Source organism: Mesorhizobium sp. CA5 (genome assembly GCF_020165105.1).
Lineage (GTDB): Bacteria > Pseudomonadota > Alphaproteobacteria > Rhizobiales > Rhizobiaceae > Mesorhizobium.
Genome location: NZ_JAIUHJ010000001.1, coordinates 169,642 through 187,320, shown reverse-complemented (window position 1 = coordinate 187,320; position 17,679 = coordinate 169,642). Strand labels below are relative to the sequence as shown.

Annotated in this window: 18 protein-coding genes; 8 read left to right on the top strand and 10 right to left on the bottom strand. The window is 64.3% G+C overall.

All coding sequences use genetic code 11. The features are described from left to right. Positions 1-70: 70 nt before the first annotated feature. Complete coding sequence (locus tag LB529_RS01045) at positions 71-1,603, bottom strand: acid phosphatase (RefSeq protein WP_224709907.1); 1,533 nt, start codon at positions 1,601-1,603, stop codon at positions 71-73. A gap of 261 nt (positions 1,604-1,864) precedes the next feature. Between LB529_RS01045 and LB529_RS01040 the strand changes: the two genes are divergently transcribed. Next, positions 1,865-3,076 carry a cytochrome-c peroxidase gene (locus LB529_RS01040; protein ID WP_224710114.1) on the top strand — a complete coding sequence of 404 codons (1,212 nt, stop codon included), beginning with the start codon at positions 1,865-1,867 and terminating at the stop codon, positions 3,074-3,076. A gap of 138 nt (positions 3,077-3,214) precedes the next feature. Then, on the top strand, positions 3,215-3,466 hold the full coding sequence (locus LB529_RS01035) for a hypothetical protein (RefSeq protein WP_095767128.1): 252 nt from the start codon (positions 3,215-3,217) through the stop codon (positions 3,464-3,466). A 54-nt stretch (positions 3,467-3,520) separates the two neighbouring features. Here LB529_RS01035 and LB529_RS01030 read toward each other — a convergent pair whose 3' ends face one another. Together LB529_RS01030 and LB529_RS01025 are read right to left on the bottom strand one after the other, a co-directional pair. After that, a complete protein-coding gene (locus LB529_RS01030; protein ID WP_224709906.1) occupies positions 3,521-4,108 on the bottom strand; it encodes a dihydrofolate reductase family protein in 588 nt (195 codons plus the stop codon). A 15-nt stretch (positions 4,109-4,123) separates the two neighbouring features. Then, a complete protein-coding gene (locus LB529_RS01025; RefSeq protein WP_224709905.1) occupies positions 4,124-5,011 on the bottom strand; it encodes an NmrA family NAD(P)-binding protein in 888 nt (295 codons plus the stop codon). A 97-nt stretch (positions 5,012-5,108) separates the two neighbouring features. Between LB529_RS01025 and LB529_RS01020 the strand changes: the two genes are divergently transcribed. Then, positions 5,109-5,525, top strand: a complete 417-nt coding sequence (locus tag LB529_RS01020) for a winged helix-turn-helix transcriptional regulator (protein WP_095767125.1) — start codon at positions 5,109-5,111, stop codon at positions 5,523-5,525. A 48-nt stretch (positions 5,526-5,573) separates the two neighbouring features. On the opposite strand, the gene LB529_RS01015 is transcribed toward LB529_RS01020, so the two are convergent. The 4 genes from LB529_RS01015 to LB529_RS01000 all read right to left on the bottom strand — a co-directional run bounded on the left by LB529_RS01015 (position 5,574) and on the right by LB529_RS01000 (position 7,684). Then, complete coding sequence (locus LB529_RS01015; protein ID WP_141245335.1) at positions 5,574-5,789, bottom strand: hypothetical protein; 216 nt, start codon at positions 5,787-5,789, stop codon at positions 5,574-5,576. A gap of 539 nt (positions 5,790-6,328) precedes the next feature. Next, on the bottom strand, positions 6,329-6,475 hold the full coding sequence (locus LB529_RS01010) for a hypothetical protein (RefSeq protein WP_095767122.1): 147 nt from the start codon (positions 6,473-6,475) through the stop codon (positions 6,329-6,331). Between the two features lie 150 nt (positions 6,476-6,625). Further along, positions 6,626-6,859 carry a hypothetical protein gene (locus LB529_RS01005; RefSeq protein ID WP_224709904.1) on the bottom strand — a complete coding sequence of 78 codons (234 nt, stop codon included), beginning with the start codon at positions 6,857-6,859 and terminating at the stop codon, positions 6,626-6,628. A gap of 402 nt (positions 6,860-7,261) precedes the next feature. Beyond that, positions 7,262-7,684 (bottom strand): hypothetical protein, encoded by a 423-nt coding sequence (locus LB529_RS01000; RefSeq protein ID WP_224709903.1) that lies wholly within the window; start codon positions 7,682-7,684, stop codon positions 7,262-7,264. Between the two features lie 224 nt (positions 7,685-7,908). Here LB529_RS01000 and LB529_RS00995 point away from each other — a divergent pair, with 224 nt between their 5' ends. Further along, a complete protein-coding gene (locus tag LB529_RS00995) occupies positions 7,909-8,070 on the top strand; it encodes a hypothetical protein (RefSeq protein WP_224709902.1) in 162 nt (53 codons plus the stop codon). A gap of 219 nt (positions 8,071-8,289) precedes the next feature. Here the strand turns inward: LB529_RS00995 and LB529_RS00990 are convergent, their stop codons facing one another. Together LB529_RS00990 and LB529_RS00985 are read right to left on the bottom strand one after the other, a co-directional pair. Next, positions 8,290-8,853 (bottom strand): cytochrome c, encoded by a 564-nt coding sequence (locus tag LB529_RS00990; RefSeq protein ID WP_224709901.1) that lies wholly within the window; start codon positions 8,851-8,853, stop codon positions 8,290-8,292. Continuing rightward, the gene (locus LB529_RS00985) at positions 8,850-10,358 is read right to left on the bottom strand and encodes a multicopper oxidase family protein (protein ID WP_224709900.1); all 1,509 of its coding nucleotides are present in this window, start codon (positions 10,356-10,358) and stop codon (positions 8,850-8,852) included. Before LB529_RS00985 ends, LB529_RS00990 begins: the two co-directional genes overlap by 4 nt. Positions 10,359-10,547: 189 nt before the next feature. On the opposite strand from LB529_RS00985, the gene LB529_RS00980 reads away from it, so the two are divergent. The 4 genes from LB529_RS00980 to LB529_RS00965 all read left to right on the top strand — a co-directional run bounded on the left by LB529_RS00980 (position 10,548) and on the right by LB529_RS00965 (position 16,728). Continuing rightward, positions 10,548-12,404, top strand: coding sequence for a DUF4396 domain-containing protein (locus LB529_RS00980; protein WP_224709899.1), 1,857 nt, complete (start codon positions 10,548-10,550; stop codon positions 12,402-12,404). A gap of 231 nt (positions 12,405-12,635) precedes the next feature. Then, positions 12,636-13,100 (top strand): DUF2231 domain-containing protein, encoded by a 465-nt coding sequence (locus LB529_RS00975; protein ID WP_224709898.1) that lies wholly within the window; start codon positions 12,636-12,638, stop codon positions 13,098-13,100. Positions 13,101-13,710: 610 nt separating this feature from the next. After that, positions 13,711-15,237 carry a tlde1 domain-containing protein gene (locus tag LB529_RS00970; protein ID WP_224709897.1) on the top strand — a complete coding sequence of 509 codons (1,527 nt, stop codon included), beginning with the start codon at positions 13,711-13,713 and terminating at the stop codon, positions 15,235-15,237. A gap of 249 nt (positions 15,238-15,486) precedes the next feature. After that, positions 15,487-16,728 carry a glycosyltransferase gene (locus LB529_RS00965; RefSeq protein WP_224709896.1) on the top strand — a complete coding sequence of 414 codons (1,242 nt, stop codon included), beginning with the start codon at positions 15,487-15,489 and terminating at the stop codon, positions 16,726-16,728. 2 nt (positions 16,729-16,730) lie between these two features. Here the strand turns inward: LB529_RS00965 and LB529_RS00960 are convergent, their stop codons facing one another. Then, positions 16,731-17,489 (bottom strand): DUF4239 domain-containing protein, encoded by a 759-nt coding sequence (locus LB529_RS00960; RefSeq protein WP_224543998.1) that lies wholly within the window; start codon positions 17,487-17,489, stop codon positions 16,731-16,733. Positions 17,490-17,679: the final 190 nt, after the last annotated feature.

Sequence of the window (17,679 nt, the reverse complement as noted above, 5' to 3'; positions counted from 1 at the left end):
CCTCGCCGTCCACTTTGCGGACACCTCTCCCCCGGCTCTGGCGGGGGCGAGGAACCCGGGTTCTGAGAGGCTACTTCGTCAGATCGAGCGCTGCCGTCAGATCGCCCATCGGCGGCTGGTCGTTGTTGCGCAGCGCCTTGTCGCGGGCGACGATGCCGGGCAGCACAGGCAGGTCGTAGCGGGCGGTGATGAAACGCAGGATCGAGGTCGTGTCGTACTGCGTGTGATCGACCATCCCCATCTTCGCATAGGGCGAGATGATGAAGGCCGGGATGCGGTTGCCCGGGCCCCAGCGATCGGCCTTGGGCGGCGCGACATGATCCCAGAAGCCGCCATTCTCGTCATAGGTGACGAGCACCAGCATATGCGCCCATTGCGGGCTCTTCTCCAGATGCGCGACGAGGTCGGCCAGATGCTGGTCGCCGGAGGTCACGTCGGCATAGCCGGCATGTTCGTTGAGGTTGCCCTGCGGCTTGTAGAAAGAGACCGCCGGCAGCTTGCCGTCGTCGATCGCCTTGATGAACTCGGTGCCGCCGAGCCCGCCATCCTTGATGTGCTCGGCCCGCGCGGCCGTGCCCGGCGCATAGGCCGCGAAATAGTTGAAGGGCTGGTGGTGGAACTGGAAGTTCGGCACAGGCGTCGCGTTCTTGCCGTCGAGCGCCGCCTGCCAGGCGCCCGAATACCACGCCCAGGAAATGCCCTTGAGCGACAGCAGATCGCCGATGGTGATCTCGTGCTGCGGCGGCAGCGTGGTCGGCTGTGCCGGATCGGCCAGCGCCTTGTCGCCACCCTCGGCCGGCTTGTTGGCGCTTGGCTGGTAAGGCGGCTGCATGGTGTTGACGGCGTAGAAGTCGGGCGTGATGGCGCCGTCATTGGTGAATTTCGGCACGCCGCCCAGCGCCGAGGGCGGCGAATTGTCGGCCGGTTTCAGCGTCACGCCATCCGGCTCGACGACGGCAATCTGGGCCTTCACCGGGCTGGTGTCGGCATTTGGATAGTAAGGCACGCAGGCGCAGGCCAGCATGAAATGGTTGAGGAAGGAGCCGCCGAAGGCGCCCTGGAAGAAATTGTCCGCCAGCACGTATTTTTTGGCGATCGCCCACATCGGCAGGATCGAGCCGTCATAATGGCCCATCACCAGCGCGCCGGAATCGGCCCAGGCGACGAACTTGTCGTTCCGGCCGCCGTCGATCTGCATCTGCTCCTGATAGAAACGATGCCACAGATCATGGGTGATGACGCCGGTATTCTCGTTGAAGCCCTTGGGATCGTCGATGGCGAATGTCGCATTGGGCAGATGCGCGCTCTGCGCCTCCGTCACCGCCGGCGTGACGCCCTTGCCGGTCAGTCCGCCCCAGGCCGGCGGCAGTTCGGAAAGCGGCTTGCCGTCGCGGTCGAGCTGGCGCGCCTGGTCGGGCGAAACGTTGGCCAGGCCGTTGGCGCCGGGGAAGCCGCCATAAAGGTTATCGAAGCTGCGGTTCTCGGCGTAGATGACGACGACGGTGTCGATCTTGTCGTAACCGGCAGGCGCCGCTTGGGCAGCGGCAGAGAGCGATGCCAGCGCCGTGGAGGCGAGGCAAAGGGAGAGAAAGGACCGGATCATTGGAAAATGCCTCGTGGCTTGGGAATGGCTGGAGGACGGCAATGCAGGAACGCAGCTGCATCAATGCCCAGCTACTTCGACGCCTTGTCACCTTTGTGACAGTTCGGCCCCGGCCGAACACGGTTTCGTGAGCGAGAAGACCGGTCATCAATCCGTTGCACTCGATCCTTACGCCGCCAAAGAAACCGGGCGAAGAAATCAGGGATATCGCCGAAGACGATGGGACGTCGGAAAAATCACGCGATCGCCATTGCAGCGGCCATGATCGTGGCCTCCACCGCGCCCGCCAACACCGAGGAGCCATCCGGTGTCCATCCCGGCCCGATGACGCGGCAGGAAGCCTTCGCCCGCGCCGAGGCGCTGACGGCGCTGGGGCGACAGATGTTCTTCGACACGTCGCTCTCGGCCTCGGGCAAGCAGGCCTGCTCGTCCTGCCACGATCCCAACCACGCTTTCGGGCCGGCCTCGGCGGCGCCGGTCGAAATGGGCGGGGCCAGTCTTGACCAGCCCGGCGTTCGCGCCGTGCCGTCGCTGCGCTACCTGCAGGCGGCGCCCGCCTTCACCGAGCATTTCTACGACTCCGAGGACGAAGGCGACGAAAGCGTCGACAATGGCCCGACCGGGGGGCTGACCTGGGACGGCCGCGCCGACCACGGCAAGGACCAGGCAAGGATCCCGCTGCTGTCGTCCTTCGAAATGGGCAACAAGGATGCGGCCGAAGTGGTCGCCAGCCTGCGCAAGGCGCCTTATGCCGGCGCCTTCAAGGCGGCCTTCGGCGCCGATGTCTTCGACCATCCGCAAGACGCCTTCGACGCCGCTGTGGAAGCGCTGGGCACCTTCGAGCAGAGCAGCGCCGATTTCTATCCCTATTCCAGCCGCTACGACGCTTTCCTTGCCGGCAAGGCGCAGCTCTCCGCGCAGGAATTGCGCGGCCGCATGCTGTTCGAGGACGCAGCGAAGGGCAATTGCGCGAGCTGTCATCTCAGCGAACCGGCCAATGACGGCGAGCCGCCGCAATTCACCGATTACGGCCTGATCGCGATTGCCGTGCCGCGCAACCCGGCGATCTCCGCCAATGCCGATCCCAATTATGTCGACCTCGGCCTGTGCGGTCCGCTGCGCACCGATCTCAAGGACCGCGCCGAATATTGCGGCCTGTTCAAGACGCCGACGCTGCGCAACGTTGCCTTGCGGAAAAGCTTCTTCCACAACGGCTATTTCCACACGCTGCGCGACGCGGTCGCCTTCTACGCCAGCCGCGATACGGATCCCGGGCGCTGGTATCCGAAGAAGACCGACGGCACGGTCGACAAATTCGACGACCTGCCAAAGGCTTACTGGGGAAACCTCAACACAGACCCGCCCTTCAACGGCAAAAAGCCCGGCGACAAACCGGCGCTGACCGATGCCGAGATCGACGACATCGTCGCCTTCCTCGGCACGCTGACCGACGCCGACCAGGCGGGGCAGTAGGGCAAGCAGCCAAGGAGATTGGTGGCTTGCAGCCGCAGCGGTGCTATCCACCGTAAATGTGTGCCAATGTGAACCACGTCATAGGAACGCCAAGTCGCGCCTGCTATATTGCCCATCTCTTCACAGATGGAGTCTCCGATGAGGTTCGTCCCGGTGCAGGAGCCGCCTGGCAGCAGCTGGACGGTGTTCGATGCGGCCAATGGCGCGCCGGCCGAATATGCCGGCCGGGTGCTTATCGGCCTGACATCGTGCGAAGCCCGCTGGTTTGCCGCCGTGGGCAACGGCCGCGCCGCTTGGCAGCGGTCCATCACGCCAGGCGTGCAGCTGCGGCTGGTCAGCGGGGGCGGTTGCCAACCCATCCGGGAAAGGCATGGCCAGACAGGTAGTTAGGACGCCGCGCTGCCAGATTGATTCAGGCAGAGCGATCTCCCATCGATTACCTTCTCACCTCGTTGGCGCATAGCGGCTCACCACCATGCCGCAGGCATAGGGCTTGGAGCCGAGGAGCCTCAGCCTGCCAAAGCCGCCCTTGTCGAAAATGCGGCGACCACTGCCCAGAACGGCCGGATTGATGAAGAGCTGGAACTCGTCGACAAGGCCGGCGGCGATCAGCGCCGAGGCGAAGCCGGCGCCGCCGAACACGGCGATGTCGCCGCCCTCGCCTTGCTTCAGCGCGTTGACCTCACACGGCAAGTCGCCGCTTACGACGCGCGTTCGTTCCCAGCGCGAGGCCCCGAGCTTATCGCTCGCCACCACCTTTTCGGCCTCGACGATGCGCTGGGCGAAGGCAAAGAAGCGGTCCTTCGGATATTTCCTCGCCGCGTTGCCCCAATGGGTCAGATAGCCTTCCTCAGCCATCTTGCGGCTCAACAGGATGGTGTCGATGGTCGTGAAAACGGCGTTGAAGTCCCGTTTAAGCTCCTCGTCCCATGCGCTGTCGTCGCCCCATTCCCAAAGCTGCCAGCGATGGCCCTCATTGGCGCCGACAAAACCGTCGACCGACATCTGCATCTGCAGGATAAGCTTCTTCATGTCCGGTCTCCCTCGTCAGGAATTGCTGCCTGTGAAGGCTCGGGCCGCGGCGGGCGAACGGGCGAAAGCCTGCGCCCAGGCTTCGAAGCTGGTCGGGGTGGCATTTTCGGCTGAGGGTGCTTCCAGCGCCCAGCGCTCGCCTCTGTTGAAGCTTGCCGCCGTCTCGCCCAGCGCATCGGCAAAACTCGCCGATATGCCATTGGCGACCATACCGGCCCGCGCATCGGCGAACGGCGCTTCATGGTAGGCGACCTCCTTGCCGATCGCCCTGCCCAGGATCGCGGTAGCCTGTTCGAGCGTGTAGGAGCCGCCGCCGTGCAATTCGACAACGCGCTGGATCGGAAAGTGTTCGGCACTCAATAGAGCGGCGGCGCGTTCGCCAACGTCCTTGGCGGCAATCAGCGGCATCGGCAGGTCGCCGCGGAATGGCGAGGCGAAGACGCCGGACGCCGCCTGCTCGACGAAGCCCATGCCCTTGACGAAATTCTCCATGAAGAAGGAGGCGCGCAGATAAACGAGTTCCTCCAGGCCTAGCACTGCGAGCCGCTCTTCCATCAGCGCGGCGCCAAGCGAAGTGCCCATTCTGAGATGGGCATTGAGGCCGCTGAGCAGCACGATCCGGCGCAGGCCCGCCTTGGCGATGGAGGATGCCAGCCGTGCGCCGACCTCGTCCTCAAAGTGATGCAGATCGGGCGCAGTGACATCGAAGGGGATCATCACGTAAGCGCTGTCGGCACCCGAGAAGGCAGCGTCGAGCGCCGCCTGATCGTCGAGTGCGACGCCGAGGCTCCGGGCGATGTTGCGCACCTTATGCCCTGCCCCGGTCAGTCTGGCCGAGACCTCGGCGCCCACTTCGCTGGTTGCGCCGACGACCACCATCGTACGCTTGACTTGCCGGTTCATATCGATCTCCTCTCTCAAATGATTTACTTCTGGAACCATTTGACGCAAGGCAAGAACGATGTCAATAGTAAAGTGATTTAAAAATGGAACCATACTGATGTCGACCAAGGAACGATCCGGCTGCCCGATCAGCCTCTCGCTCGAACTACTCGGCGACCGCTGGACGCTGCTCATCATTCGCGACCTGGCCTTCGCCGGGAAAAGGCACTTTCGCGAGTTCCTGCAATCCGACGAAGGCATCTCGTCGCGCACGCTGGCCGAGCGGCTGCAGACGCTGGTCGACGAAGGCATCCTCACCCGCAGCGACGACCCGAGCCACGGGCTGAAGGCGATCTACCGGCTGACCGAGGCCGGCATCGACCTTTTGCCGGTGCTGGCAACGCTCGGCGCCTGGGGCAGCAAATACCGCAAGGCCGACGATAAGCTGGCCCGGGTCGCCAACGATCTGGCGGCCGGCGGTCCGCCGGCGCTTGAACGGATGAAAGAGAGGCTCAGAGCCGAGCATCAGGGATAGGTCTGTTCCGACCTCAGCGATCGGCGTGGTCCGGCTACTCCTCGCCCGTCAGCGAGCCCGCCCGTGTGGGAGCGGTCCGACCGGCTCTTCGGCCGGCGGCTCGCCCGGCAGCCCCAGTCGCAGCCGCTCCTCCTCGGCGAAGATCTCGGCCTGCGCGTGAATGTCGAACACTTGCTGCTTCAGCCTGCCGCCGTCGACGACGCGCACGATCCATTGGCCATTAACGGTTTTTACGCGGACACTGTCTGGCTCGCTTGTTACCATATACAGCTCCTGCTCTTCATTCGAAGAACTGCCTATCTCCGACCCACAATACAATCTAGCGCGTCTGGAATTGCCGAAAAGCGTGGCTTATTGTTCTTTAGTGCAAGAGCACCCGCCGTTATTCGGCATATTTGCGAGTTTCACGAATAAAAGCGAGCATGGCGGCGAAGACATGCCATTGCGCCTAGGTGCAGCCGAGTTCGACTTCCACATGGCGTTCGGTCTGCGAGACGATGCAGCACGGAATTCGAAGGCGTCCGAGCGGTACTGCAGATTTAGGCAGTGCGGCAGTTGGCCGTGGGCGAGCGCGGAAGAATTCGCCGCATAGGCGGCGGCCCGGCAGCCTTTGGGGGGGTGATACTGGGTTCGGCGGCCGGGCCTGACCGGAGTTTGCGAGGCCGCCGGCTGCCACCAGCATGCGCTTGGGCCCGGCCAAGGACAAGAACGACCTAGGCCCTAGGACCAAAGCTGCAAGGAGGATGGTCGGGACGACAATTGCACTTGGGCCGGCTAGAAATAGCGTGCCGGACGCCGACCCGTCAAAAGCCGAAGAAATGCCGGCCGATGAGATAGCCAAGCGCCGCGACGAGCAGCGGAAACAATGCCGGCGCGGCCTTGCCGAACAGCGAGGGGTTCATCTCCTTGGCAGGAGCGCTGGGTTTGGCATTGCCGAGGTTCTTGGTCATGGGCTCATTACCGGTTGGGGCTGGGGTAATTCCGGACGGAAAACCGTGACACACTTTTTCCTGGAATTGGCTCCAGCTGCCGGCTGAGCCATTAAATTAGAGGCCGCTTATTAAATTTCCGGCAAGCCCAAAACTACAATTCGCGGCAATTTATTCCGATTGCTGGGTACGCTCGGCAAGCGCGAAGGCCTGAAGGTGGCGCGACTTGCCGGGATCCTGGTCGGCGTTGGCGATAATGGCGTGGAAGGCCGCGCGGGCAATATCCCTCTTCTTGGCGTCCGGGTGCAGTTTTCGCACCGCCTTGAGCAGGTCTTTCGGTTTCATATCGGGGGTGACGACGCGCATCAGCGTATCGCCTATGGCCTGCAATTCGCTGGCATCCATAATGATGAACCCTGCTTTAGCGCATCCAGCCTGGCATATAGCGGTGAGAGCGCGTCATTTTTGTGATGCCCCTCGCGGACTCGGAGCCGCCTCTCTCAGAATCGCGAGGGGGCGCCAAGCCGCCGGCAGACGCTACGCGGCGGCCTGGAGGGATTGTTCACAATGCGCCCATGTCGCCGCGGTCATCGCCCGGCTGGCCCTTGGCCCCGCCGGCGCCGCCTTGATAGAGGCGGCGCTCCGCAATGTCTCGCAAGCGCTGACCTTGGGCGCACAACAGCGGCAAGACGAGGTTGGTCCCTGGTTCGGCTAAGGCGCGCCTCGAGCATCGTCTTCCGCGCGAATTTTCCCAAGCCTCGGCTGGACTGGCGATGGCAACCGATCGTCCGGCCGGATGCCGGTCTCCTAGGCAGGTATCAAGACGGCGATGCGATGCACGCCCACCTCCTTGCTTGTATTCGTCGCCTCGTCGGTCTTGCCCTTGGAACAGGTGTACATGTCGCCTTCCTTGAGCTTGAATTCCTTGTCCTTTTTCTTGATCGTGAAAGCGCCCGACGTAATCGTGCATACCATGTCGTTGTCCATCACCATTGCGGGCGCGTGGGCTCCGGGCTGGAAGACCACGTCGATAATTGAAATGCTCTTGTAGGCGGGAATGTCGGAATTGCCGGTGCCGACCTCAACCACTCTGATGCCGGGCGCTATCTCCTTGCCATCCTTCGGACCGTATTTCTTGGTCTTTGCGGATGCCATCAGGGTGAACAAGGGCGTGACCGCGGCGGCCGTCATGCTGAGAGCAATTGCAGACCTGCGATTCATGGTTTTCATCGCATCCTCCCAATATGTTGGCTACGCACGAAAGTGCGTAATCGTTATATATTAGCACAGACGCAAGTATGATGCTGGGAATTCGGAAGCGCAGGCCCGCACCGTATTGGTTAGGAACATTCCGCTAAAAGCCGCGTCCTGACGTGGGTCGGCCAGTCCGTTGGTCGGCGCGGCGTTGGGAACCCCGGCATTGTCGCCGAGTTTAGAGTCCGAGGCGAATTGCCATGGAAGACAGACCGCCAGCCGAAAACCCGAGAAGGACCCTCGTCACGGTGCTGGCAATCTGCGTTCTCATCATCATCCTGTTTTTTATCGGCTTCAAATTTTCGGGACCTGACCAGGGCGCTCTGATCGTGCCCGGGGCAGTACAGCAAGGCAGCAAGTGAATGACTGGCGAGCACCGAGGCCCGACCAAGCTAGGGCGAGCGCCTACCAATCCTCGACGATTTCGCGCGGCTGCGAGGCCAGTGAGGTCGGGCTGACTGCTCTGTGCCGCACCGAGCTCGCCCCGCGTGCGGCGAGGATGACTTCTTTTGGGGCAAGCCGACTGCCACCGAACCCCTCTTCGCCTCGCCCACAGGTCTTGCAACTGAACGCATCCGGCCTCATTCGATTTTCCGCCGGAACTTCGAATGGCAGCTCGTGCAGTCCTGCAGAATGAGGTGCAGGAGATGCTCCGCCGGCATTTTTGCGGGATCGGCCTCGACGACGCCCGGGCGCTTGCCAAGCAGGCTGCCGCCGTCTACGGGCAATCCCGTCATTCGCATGTCGGCAGTAATCTCGGCGGGCGCGTTCCCGGCCTTGGCGGCGAGCGCATTGGCAAGCCGGCCGATATGGCGGGCGAGCGCCTCGAACTCCGGCCGGGCCTGGTCGATCTCCGGTTTGGCGGCCGACGGCGCGCCAACTGTGCCCCGCGGGAATTCTGCAATCAGAGCACCGCCGGTGCGGGCGCTGAGTGTGCCCGCCGCTGCCTTGAAGGCCGCCCGCTCATAGGCGCGCTTGCCGTCGAACATCTCGGCGATCGCCTTGGCTGCGGCGGCCATCTCCTTCATCGCGGCCTGGCGCGTCGTAACGATCGCGTTGTCCGGGTCCCGAGCCAGCGACGGTGCGGCTACCGGCAACACGGCGAGGGCCAGCACCGCCGCCGCGCAAACGATGCCAGACCTCATGCCTGCACGTCGACGACGCCCATCATACCCAGCTGCTCATGCTCGAGGATGTGGCAGTGATACATGCGCGTCCCTGGCCGCTCCTGGCGCGTGACGAGCCGCACCGTCTCCCCGCGCGCCACGTTGACCGTGTCCTTCCACGCCAGATAGGGCGGCTTCGAGACCTTGCCGTCGCGCTCGCGCTCGATGAGCTGGAACTGTGTGCCGTGGAGATGGAAAGGATGGTCCATGTCGGCCTGGTTGACGATCTCCCAGAGCTCGGTGTCGCCGGCCCTGGCGACGATATCGACGCGCCCCATGTCGAACGCCAGGCCGTTGATCAGAAAACCCATCTCCATACCGGTGGGCTTCATCGCCATGATCTCGGTGAAGACGAGACGGCGGCTAACCGTCGGCTGGCCAAATCGCGCGATCGGCCGCAGCCGCTCGGGCAGCGGCGGCATCGGCTCGGCCTGCGTGTCCGAGACGTCGGCCGTCAGCAGGGCGAGCCCCTTGTCCTCCGGCCGGCCCGGCCCCATCCAGCCGCGGTCGTAGTCGAGCGTGGTGAGGATTGCTGTCCCCGGCTTGTCGAAAGCGACGACCAGCTCGACGCGCTCGGCCGGGCTGAGCAGGATCTCGTCGGCCGCCACCGGCGCCTCAATCAGGCCGCCGTCGCTGCCGATCAGCGTCATTGCCGCGTTGACGAAAGCAAGCCTCAGGAAGCGCGCATTGGTGGCATTGTAGAGCCGCAAGCGCCGTTTCGTGCCCATTGCCACGGCGAGCCGCGGGTTCTTCTGGCCGTTGACCAGCACGTGATCGCCGACGCGGCCATTCATCATGTCGGTCATGGTGTTTTCGGGCATTGAACCGTCGGCGGCGAGGCGAAGGTCGGTTAGGAAGAGCGTGGTGTCTCCATAGGCGGCCGGGATCGGATCGGCCTTGGCCTTGACGAGGAACGCACCGGCAAGGCCGCGATAAACCTGCTCGGCCGTCCGACCATGCGGATGCGGATGATACCAGTAGGAGCCGGCCGAGCCTTCGGGCAGTTCGAAGGCGTAGACACGGTCGGCGCCCGCCGCCACCGGGTCCATCGGATTGCCATCTTGGTCCGCCGGCACCGGCATGCCATGCCAGTGGATGGTGCTTGGCTCGCCCTCGATCCGGTTCGAGAAGGTGATCTCGACGCGGTCGCCCTCCTGGGTCTCGATCAGCGGTCCTGGGCTGATCCCGTTATAAGCAAGAATCGGCGTGTCCCGGTCGGCGGCAAAGCGCGCCGTGGCCGACTCTGCTGTCAGCCTCGCCTTGAACAGGCCGGGGCCGGCCGCTTCATTCGCCAGCAGCGGCAATTCGCGCAAGGGCTGGTTCTGGGGCAGCGCCACGGGGCCTTGACCCATCGCGCCCATGTCATGGCCGGCATGGTCCATACCGGGCATGTTCGACATGTCGTCCATCTTCATCTGCGCCAGCGCGCGCGGGCTCGCCAGAACCGTCGCCAGGCTTGCCGCCAGAAAACCGCGTCGATGCATTTTTCGCTCCTCGATCTCGATTGAGAGCCCGCCGCAGGCCTCGCCGCCGACGCTAAGGGTTCCAGTTGCTGGAAGGTCAAGCTCGATCGAAGGCTGGAGCCGCAAATTCCGCAAGATGGATCGTAGTGGCCTCGGCCGCGTTCATCCGCGGGGATGCAACCAGCCGTTTCATCGAGCAGAGGCCGCATCATGCTCATCCAACCGATCGATTATTTCCTCGTTGCCTGGTTCGTGCTCGCGGCCGCTTCGACGCTCTATGTCGGGTTCGACCAATACCGCAACAATCCCGAGCCGGTGGTGATGAAATGGGGCTTCATCCTGGTGACGCTCTATATGGGCCCGCTCGGCCTGCTGCTTTATGTGCTGGCCGACAAGGAACCGCGCCCCGGCGAGCATGAGGCCTTCACAAAGCCTCTTTGGAAGCAGGGCGTCGGCTCGACCATTCACTGTGTCGCCGGCGACGCCACCGGGATCATCCTTGCCGCGGTCGTCACCGCCACGCTCGGCCTGCCGATGTGGCTCGACCTCATCGTCGAATATCTCGCCGGCTTCGCCTTCGGCCTGTTCATCTTCCAATCGCTGTTCATGAAATCGATGATGGGCGGCAGCTATTGGGAGAATGTGAAGAAGAGCTTCCTGCCCGAGTTCATCTCCATGAACTTCATGATGGCCGGCATGGCGCCGGTCATGAGCTTCCTGATGATGGGCCGCGACATGCGCGCCATGGAGCCCACCGAACTTCTGTTCTGGGGCGTGATGTCGCTGGGCGTCATCGCCGGCTTCACGCTGGCCTATCCCGCCAATGTCTGGCTGGTCGCGCGCGGCCTCAAGCACGGGCTGATGACCGAGCGCCCGCAACCGGCCGAAGCGAGCGGGCACGGCCATGCCCGGCAGGGCCACGAACCGGCGGGCGAACAGCGCGCCGCCGGCCATCACATGCGCTCTGACGCGACCACACCGCAAATCGCGGCGCTCGGTACGGTTTCCGCTCTGGCCCTGGCGATCGGCATGGCGGCGCCTGCGAACTGGCTGAACCTCAGGCTCTCGGCCCGCGACGTCGGCGGAGTGATCATGCCTCAGGGCATGATCATGGACCGCGACACGCCGGCCGATACCATGCGCGACATGGCGGCGGCCGATCCTCGGCTGGTGAGCGCGTCTTACGGTCTGGCTGCGAAGGGCGACCAAGACCTGCCGTTCCGCATGGAAAACGGCGTGAAGGTGTTCGATCTCAGGCCGTCGGTGATCCGCTGGCACATCCTGCCGGACGTGACGGTCGACGCCTATGCCTATAACGGTCAGATTCCGGGCCCGCGCATCCACATCCGTCAGGGCGACCGGGTGCGCATCAACGTCACCAACGCCTTGCCGGAGGAAACAACGGTGCACTGGCATGGCCTGATCCTGCCCAATCAGATGGACGGGCCGGCCGAGATCACCCAGGCGCCGATCAAGCCCGGGCAGACCTATTCCTACGAGTTTACCGCCACCCAGCACGGCACTTACTTCTATCATCCGCACGCCAAGCCCGACCGCACCCAGGCACTCGGCCTCTATGGCGCGCTGATCATCGATCCCGCCAGTCCCGCCGACGAGGTCGCCGCCGACCACGACTATGTCATCGAGCTGCAGGAATGGCTGGTCCGCGAAGGCCTGACCTATCCTGCGATGCCGATGGACGGCGGCATGCCGAACTTCTTCACCATCAACGGCAAGGCCTATCCGTCGACAGATACGATCCATATGAAGGTCGGCGAGACGCTAAAGGTCCGCTTCATCGGCAGCAACAACGGCTTCATACACCCGATGCACATCCATGGCGGCCCGTTCGAAGTGGTCGCCCGCGACGGCGAGACGATTCCCGCCGCCGCACGTTTTCTTGCCGATACGGTCAATGTCGGACCGGGCCAGCGATATGACGTCGTCTGGACAGCGAGGCGTCCGGGCAAGTGGCTGATTCACTGCCACATCCCGCATCACACCACGAATAACAATACCGAGGAGAAGGGCGGCGGCGGTCTGATGGTCGTCATCGACGTTCGCTGATGAAGACCGGACCGTCGGTCTGCTACATTGGGGACCGAACCGAGCACCGAAAAGCTTCTGCCGACAAACAGCCGAGCTTCGCGGTTCATTGGCGCAACGGCGTCGGCGCGGCTGCGAGCGGCCGGCGCGCAATGGAACATTCCACCGCCGCCGGGGTTTCATGTTCTCTGTCGCGGCTGGCCAGCTCCGTTGGGCAGGGTCAGTCGGCCCAGCTAGCTTGGAGGCGTCGCCATGACCCACTATCCGCGCAGCACGGCAAGCATCGGCGGCCATCCGATCCACCCGATGCTGATCCCCTTTCCCATCGCGTTTTTCGTCGCCACCTTGGTCTGCGACCTGATCTTCTGGCGAACGGGCAATCCCGGTTGGGTGACAGGCTCGCTGTGGCTTCTCGGGGCCGGTCTGATCATGGCGGCCCTGGCCGCTGTTGCCGGCCTGACTGATGTGCTGGGCGATGACCAGGTCCGCAATCTTCGGGATGCATGGCTTCACGCCGGCGGCAATGTGATTGTCGTCCTGATCGAGCTCTACAACTGGTATTCGCGCTATGTTCATGGCGCGGCTGCGGTCATTCCGATCGGTCTAATACTGTCCCTGCTCGTGGTCCTCATTCTTCTGTTCACCGGATGGAAGGGCTGGGAGATGGTCTATCGGCACCATGTCGGTGTCGCCGACAGCCCTGACGAACGGCGCTGACGTTTCCGGCTTTGTCGCTGCTCGGTCGGCAACCAACCCCACGGTAACGGCAAGGCCGCAAGAGTCGGTTGGCGTTCAGATCGCCCGCAGTCAGCGGGTGGCTTTTTAGGGCGATCCTCGCAATAAGGAGACCGCGCCGGCCGCCGGCACTCCCCAAAACCTGGTCCAAGGTTTTGCGAATGGCTTGTTCCGCAATTCTTCAGACCGTCGCATTTTGACCCCAATCGGCCTCTAGCCGGCTGGAGATGCTGCGGTTCCAGCCTTCACGTTTTCTTGACAGAGGCCGGAAAAACGGGCAGCAAAGCGGGTGAGGAAGAGCATTTTTACCGTGGCATAGATCATGGAGGGCTCTTTTTTCGTATGGACCGTCGCCAAATCGGCGATTGGTGGAGGGATTGGTTAACCAACTTTGTCCATCTTTTGAATCAATCGGCAACAGACGCGTGAAGGTGCAGGGGGCACCAGCGAACTGTGATCGTGACGGGTGCCAGGTCCGCAAACCGGCATGCCGATTGAGAGTGGTCGTATGGCGTTTTTGCGTTTGAAGAACCGGGGTGACGCTCCTCATGGGGGGGTAACTTCGCAAAAGTCTGGTCATCGTTGGGTCGTGGTGCCTGCTGTCGGCGCCGCCCTCGTGCTGTGGTCCGCCGCGACCTTGGCGGGGCTCCATTCGGTGAGCGCCTCGCTGACCGCCGCTTCCAACGGATTGCCGCAAGGCCTGCTTTCGCCGCGCAACATCGCGCTTGGCGACCAGCGCCGGCAGATCGCCAACGCCTGGGCGCCGCACCTTGCCGTCAATGGCGGCTACAAGGCAGGCTCGCTCACCGGCGGCTGCGATTCCGGCTGCTTCAGCCTCGCGACAAGCTTCAGGCATGACGGCCAAGCTCCTGAAAAATTGAAGAAAGAAGGCCACGCCGGCAAGACGGCGCGCCTCAAGCTGCCGGCGCCGGATAGCGTCGCGCATGAAAACGTCGTGGTGGCTTCGGCCGCCGGGGCCGTCGACCGCTTCGACGGCGTTGTAAAGCGCGCCGCGCTTTCGCCGCAAAAGCTTGCCGATGCCTTTGCCCGTGCCGAGAAGGCGCCGTTCCTGCTGGCCAGCCTGCCTACGGCGAGCCGCTTCGGCGGCGCGCTGCCGGGAGCCCCGGCGGAAGCCCGCTTCGGTTCGCGGCCGGCCGAAATCGCCGGCGCTTCCGACTTGGCGCTGGCGCTCGCCAACATAGCGCCGGAGGACACGGCCGACCTTCCGACCGCCGTCGCGCTCGAAAACGCCGACGCGCCCGATGTCGCCGCCAAACCGGACAACGGCAAGGACGGCACGTACCAGGTCGCCTCGCTGCCGCCGCAGGACGATCTGCCCGACACCATTGCCGTGCCCGGCCTTCGCCCGCGCGCCACGCTCGAACGCGCCACCGAAGCGCCCGAAGAAAACGCCGCCAGGACGCAGAAGCCCGAAGCCGCGAAGCCGCCGGTCGCTAGGGCCAAGCCGCAGCCGGCCGCTGCCGATACCGCGCAAGGCGCGCCGACGGCGGTCTCGCCGAGGAACGGCGACCAGGCCCTGCCGGGCGTGACAGGTTCGAAACCGCTCGTGACCGACTCCAAGCCAGGCAAGCGCAAGGCGCAGGCGTCCGAGATGCTCGCCTATGCCAAGCCGGACACGCCGGAGCGCGGCGGACTCGGCAGCGCGTTCCGCAACCTTTTCAATGGCCCCACGACGGGCAATGGCGTTGCCGTCTACGATATTTCGGCGAGGACCGTTTACATGCCCGACGGCTCGAAACTGGAAGCGCATTCAGGGCTGGGCTCGATGGTCGACCAGCCGCGCTTCGTCAACCGCAAGAATGTCGGCCCGACGCCGCCCGACACCTACAATCTGTCGATGCGCGAGTCGCGCTTTCACGGGGTCGAGGCAATCAGGCTCACGCCGACCAGCGGCAACAACAAATACGGCCGCAACGGCCTGCTTGCGCACACCTATATGCTGCGCGGCGGCCGTGCGGAATCCAATGGCTGCGTCGTCTTCAAGGACTATCACCGCTTCCTTGCCGCCTACAAAAACGGCAAGATCAAGCGTCTCGTCGTCGTCCCGCGCCTCACAAGCTCCCCCACCCGGGTCGCCCAGGAAGGCCGCCAGGGTTAAACCCTATCCGGCCGGCGAGCCTGTCGCCGGCACTGGCCGATCCCCACTTGCCGATCCGAAGGGCTTCGCGCCGATCCGCGCGGATGCTTGGTATGTCGTCGCCGCTTCGAATAGCAACGCGATCGCGACCTCAACCGCAGACGCGATAACGACCCTTCCCATAGGGTAGATATGGCGCAGCCCCGGCTTGCGGCAAGCCCCTGGCCATGGCGTATCAACACTGCTCCGAAAAACGACACGGAGCATGGAATGCGTATCTTGTTATCGACTTACGGCTCGCGCGGCGACGTCGAGCCTTTGGCGGCGTTGGGCGCAGCGCTGCAGGCGCATGGCGTCGAGGCCAGGGTCAGCGCGCCGGGCGACGAGGAGTTTGCCGCCCTTCTGGCCCGCGCCGGCGTGCCGCTGGCACCGGCCTTCGCGCCGGTGCGCGAATGGGCGAAGGAAATGGTCAACCGGTCGCGATCGGCCTCGCCCGAGGACCGGGCCCGGCTCATTTCCGGCCAGGCGGCCGAGATCGTCGCCAGGCAATATGAGGCGCTGAGCGCGGCCGCCGAAGGCTGCGATGCGGTGGTGGCGTTCGGCCTCTTCCCGTCCTGCGCCGCCGCGCGGCTGGTCGCGGAACAACGCGGCATGCGTTACATGCTCGGCACGTTCTGCCCCATCTGGCTGCCCTCGCCGCACAACCGGCCGCATGAATATCCGGGCCATCCGCTGCCGGCCGGCGTGACCGACAACCGGCTGCTGTGGGAGCTGGACATCCGGACCAAGAACGCCCTCTTCGGCGAGGCGATCAACGGCCATCGCGCATCGCTCGGACTGCCCCCGGTGGAAAATGTCCGGGACTATGTCTACGGCAATCCCGTCCTGCTCGCCTGCGACCCGACGCTGGGACCTTGGCCAGGCTCGGACCTGATCGACGCCGTGCAGACCGGCGCCTTCATCTTGCCGGACGAGCGGCCCCTCCCCGACCGGCTCAAAGCCTTCCTCGATGCCGGCCCGCGGCCGGTCTATGCCGGCTTCGGTTCCATATCGGTCGCGAGCGAAGCCGGCCCCGCCGCCATCGAGGCGATCCGCGCCAAGGGCCTCCGTACGGTGCTCGCGCATGGCTGGGCAGAGTTGGGCCCCGTCGACGATCGCGACGACTGCTTTGCCGTCGGCGAGATCAACCAGCAGGCGCTGTTCGGCCGCGTCGCCGCCGTCATCCATCACGGCGGCGCCGGCACGACCGTCGCCGCCGCACGGGCGGGAGCGCCGCAGGTGATCGTGCCGCAGATCGGAGACCAGCCCTATTGGGCAAGACGGGCGGCCGAGCTCGGCATCGGCGCCGCGCATGACGGTCCGATGCCGACGGCGCAGTCGCTGTCGGCGGCGCTGGAGACGGCGCTGGCGGCCGGCGCCCGCGCGAGCACTATCGCCGGCATGATCCGCACCGACGGCGCCAAGGCAGCGGCGAGACTGCTGGTCGAATTGCTCGGCCAGCCCGGCCGGTAAACTCATTGCGTCGTCAGTTCAGCCAGCGCCCGTTGCAGGGGCGCCGGCGAGACCTGGATCGGGCCTGAGAACGGGCTGTCCATGTCGACGATCAGATAGATCGCCGCGGCGGCCAGCGCCCCGGAAACGAGGCAGGTGAAGACGATGGTGCCGTTGCGCGGCGCCCGGAAGCCGAAGCTGGCGAAGATCAGCGTCAGCCAGGCGACGAGCAGAACGATCAGTGGCGCGGGTATGGCGCCCTCGGACTGTTCGGCCAGTATCCAGCGCTGCTCGATCAGCTTCTGCAGTTGCTGTGTCGCGGCCTGTTGTGCGGCGGTCTGCCTGGCATCCGCCGGCGTCAATCCCGCCAGAATGTCGCCGACCTGATTGAGCAGCAGTTCCGCCAGCCTGTTCGGGACGACGGTCGTGTCGCTGTCGGCGGCAGAGGTGTCGACGACGCGCTGGACGTATGCGGTCAGCGATTGCCGGGCGCTGTCCGCTTCCGGTCCGTAACGTCGAAGCGTACGATCAAGCAGGATGAGATCGGTGGCGAAGGTGTGGACGTTGCCGTTGATGGCCTCGAATGTGTTCTTGGCTGAATTGATCATCAGGCCGAGCATAAGCGACGACATCACCACGAACAGGTTCGCGGCAAGCCGCACCACTGCGCTGGTGTCGTCCTGAAGGTGGTGAGCAGGGAAACGCTCGTGCACCATCAGGCTGACCAGCGAGGCCCCGGCCAGACAAGCAAAGATCGCTGCGCCTACAAGCACTTCGCCCATGGCCAATATTGCGCACGGGAAGGGAAGCTTGCCAATCGGCCTCGCGAACTCATCATCCAGCGCGAAGCAAGGAGCGTGGCGGCGCAGACCACAGGATGATGACTCCGCCGGCATTCACCGCATTGCGAAAACCGCTTCCAATGCCGGGCGAAGGCGCTATCTATGGCGCGGGGCGGCTCCCAATCACTCA

Bases quoted from the DNA above. Each gene is read 5' to 3' on its own strand.
- LB529_RS00990 (WP_224709901.1), bottom strand. From the start codon at position 8,853: ATGAGGTCTGGCATCGTTTGCGCGGCGGCGGTGCTGGCCCTCGCCGTG.
- LB529_RS00960 (WP_224543998.1), bottom strand. From the start codon at position 17,489: ATGGGCGAAGTGCTTGTAGGCGCAGCGATCTTTGCTTGTCTGGCCGGG.
- LB529_RS00965 (WP_224709896.1), top strand. From the start codon at position 15,487: ATGCGTATCTTGTTATCGACTTACGGCTCGCGCGGCGACGTCGAGCCT.
- LB529_RS01030 (WP_224709906.1), bottom strand. From the start codon at position 4,108: ATGAAGAAGCTTATCCTGCAGATGCAGATGTCGGTCGACGGTTTTGTC.
- LB529_RS00980 (WP_224709899.1), top strand. From the start codon at position 10,548: ATGCTCATCCAACCGATCGATTATTTCCTCGTTGCCTGGTTCGTGCTC.
- LB529_RS01045 (WP_224709907.1), bottom strand. From the start codon at position 1,603: ATGATCCGGTCCTTTCTCTCCCTTTGCCTCGCCTCCACGGCGCTGGCA.
- LB529_RS00995 (WP_224709902.1), top strand. From the start codon at position 7,909: ATGGAAGACAGACCGCCAGCCGAAAACCCGAGAAGGACCCTCGTCACG.
- LB529_RS01040 (WP_224710114.1), top strand. From the start codon at position 1,865: ATGATCGTGGCCTCCACCGCGCCCGCCAACACCGAGGAGCCATCCGGT.
- LB529_RS00985 (WP_224709900.1), bottom strand. From the start codon at position 10,358: ATGCATCGACGCGGTTTTCTGGCGGCAAGCCTGGCGACGGTTCTGGCG.
- LB529_RS00975 (WP_224709898.1), top strand. From the start codon at position 12,636: ATGACCCACTATCCGCGCAGCACGGCAAGCATCGGCGGCCATCCGATC.
- LB529_RS01005 (WP_224709904.1), bottom strand. From the start codon at position 6,859: ATGGATGCCAGCGAATTGCAGGCCATAGGCGATACGCTGATGCGCGTC.
- LB529_RS01025 (WP_224709905.1), bottom strand. From the start codon at position 5,011: ATGAACCGGCAAGTCAAGCGTACGATGGTGGTCGTCGGCGCAACCAGC.
- LB529_RS01000 (WP_224709903.1), bottom strand. From the start codon at position 7,684: ATGAAAACCATGAATCGCAGGTCTGCAATTGCTCTCAGCATGACGGCC.
- LB529_RS01015 (WP_141245335.1), bottom strand. From the start codon at position 5,789: ATGGTAACAAGCGAGCCAGACAGTGTCCGCGTAAAAACCGTTAATGGC.
- LB529_RS01020 (WP_095767125.1), top strand. From the start codon at position 5,109: ATGTCGACCAAGGAACGATCCGGCTGCCCGATCAGCCTCTCGCTCGAA.
- LB529_RS01035 (WP_095767128.1), top strand. From the start codon at position 3,215: ATGAGGTTCGTCCCGGTGCAGGAGCCGCCTGGCAGCAGCTGGACGGTG.
- LB529_RS01010 (WP_095767122.1), bottom strand. From the start codon at position 6,475: ATGACCAAGAACCTCGGCAATGCCAAACCCAGCGCTCCTGCCAAGGAG.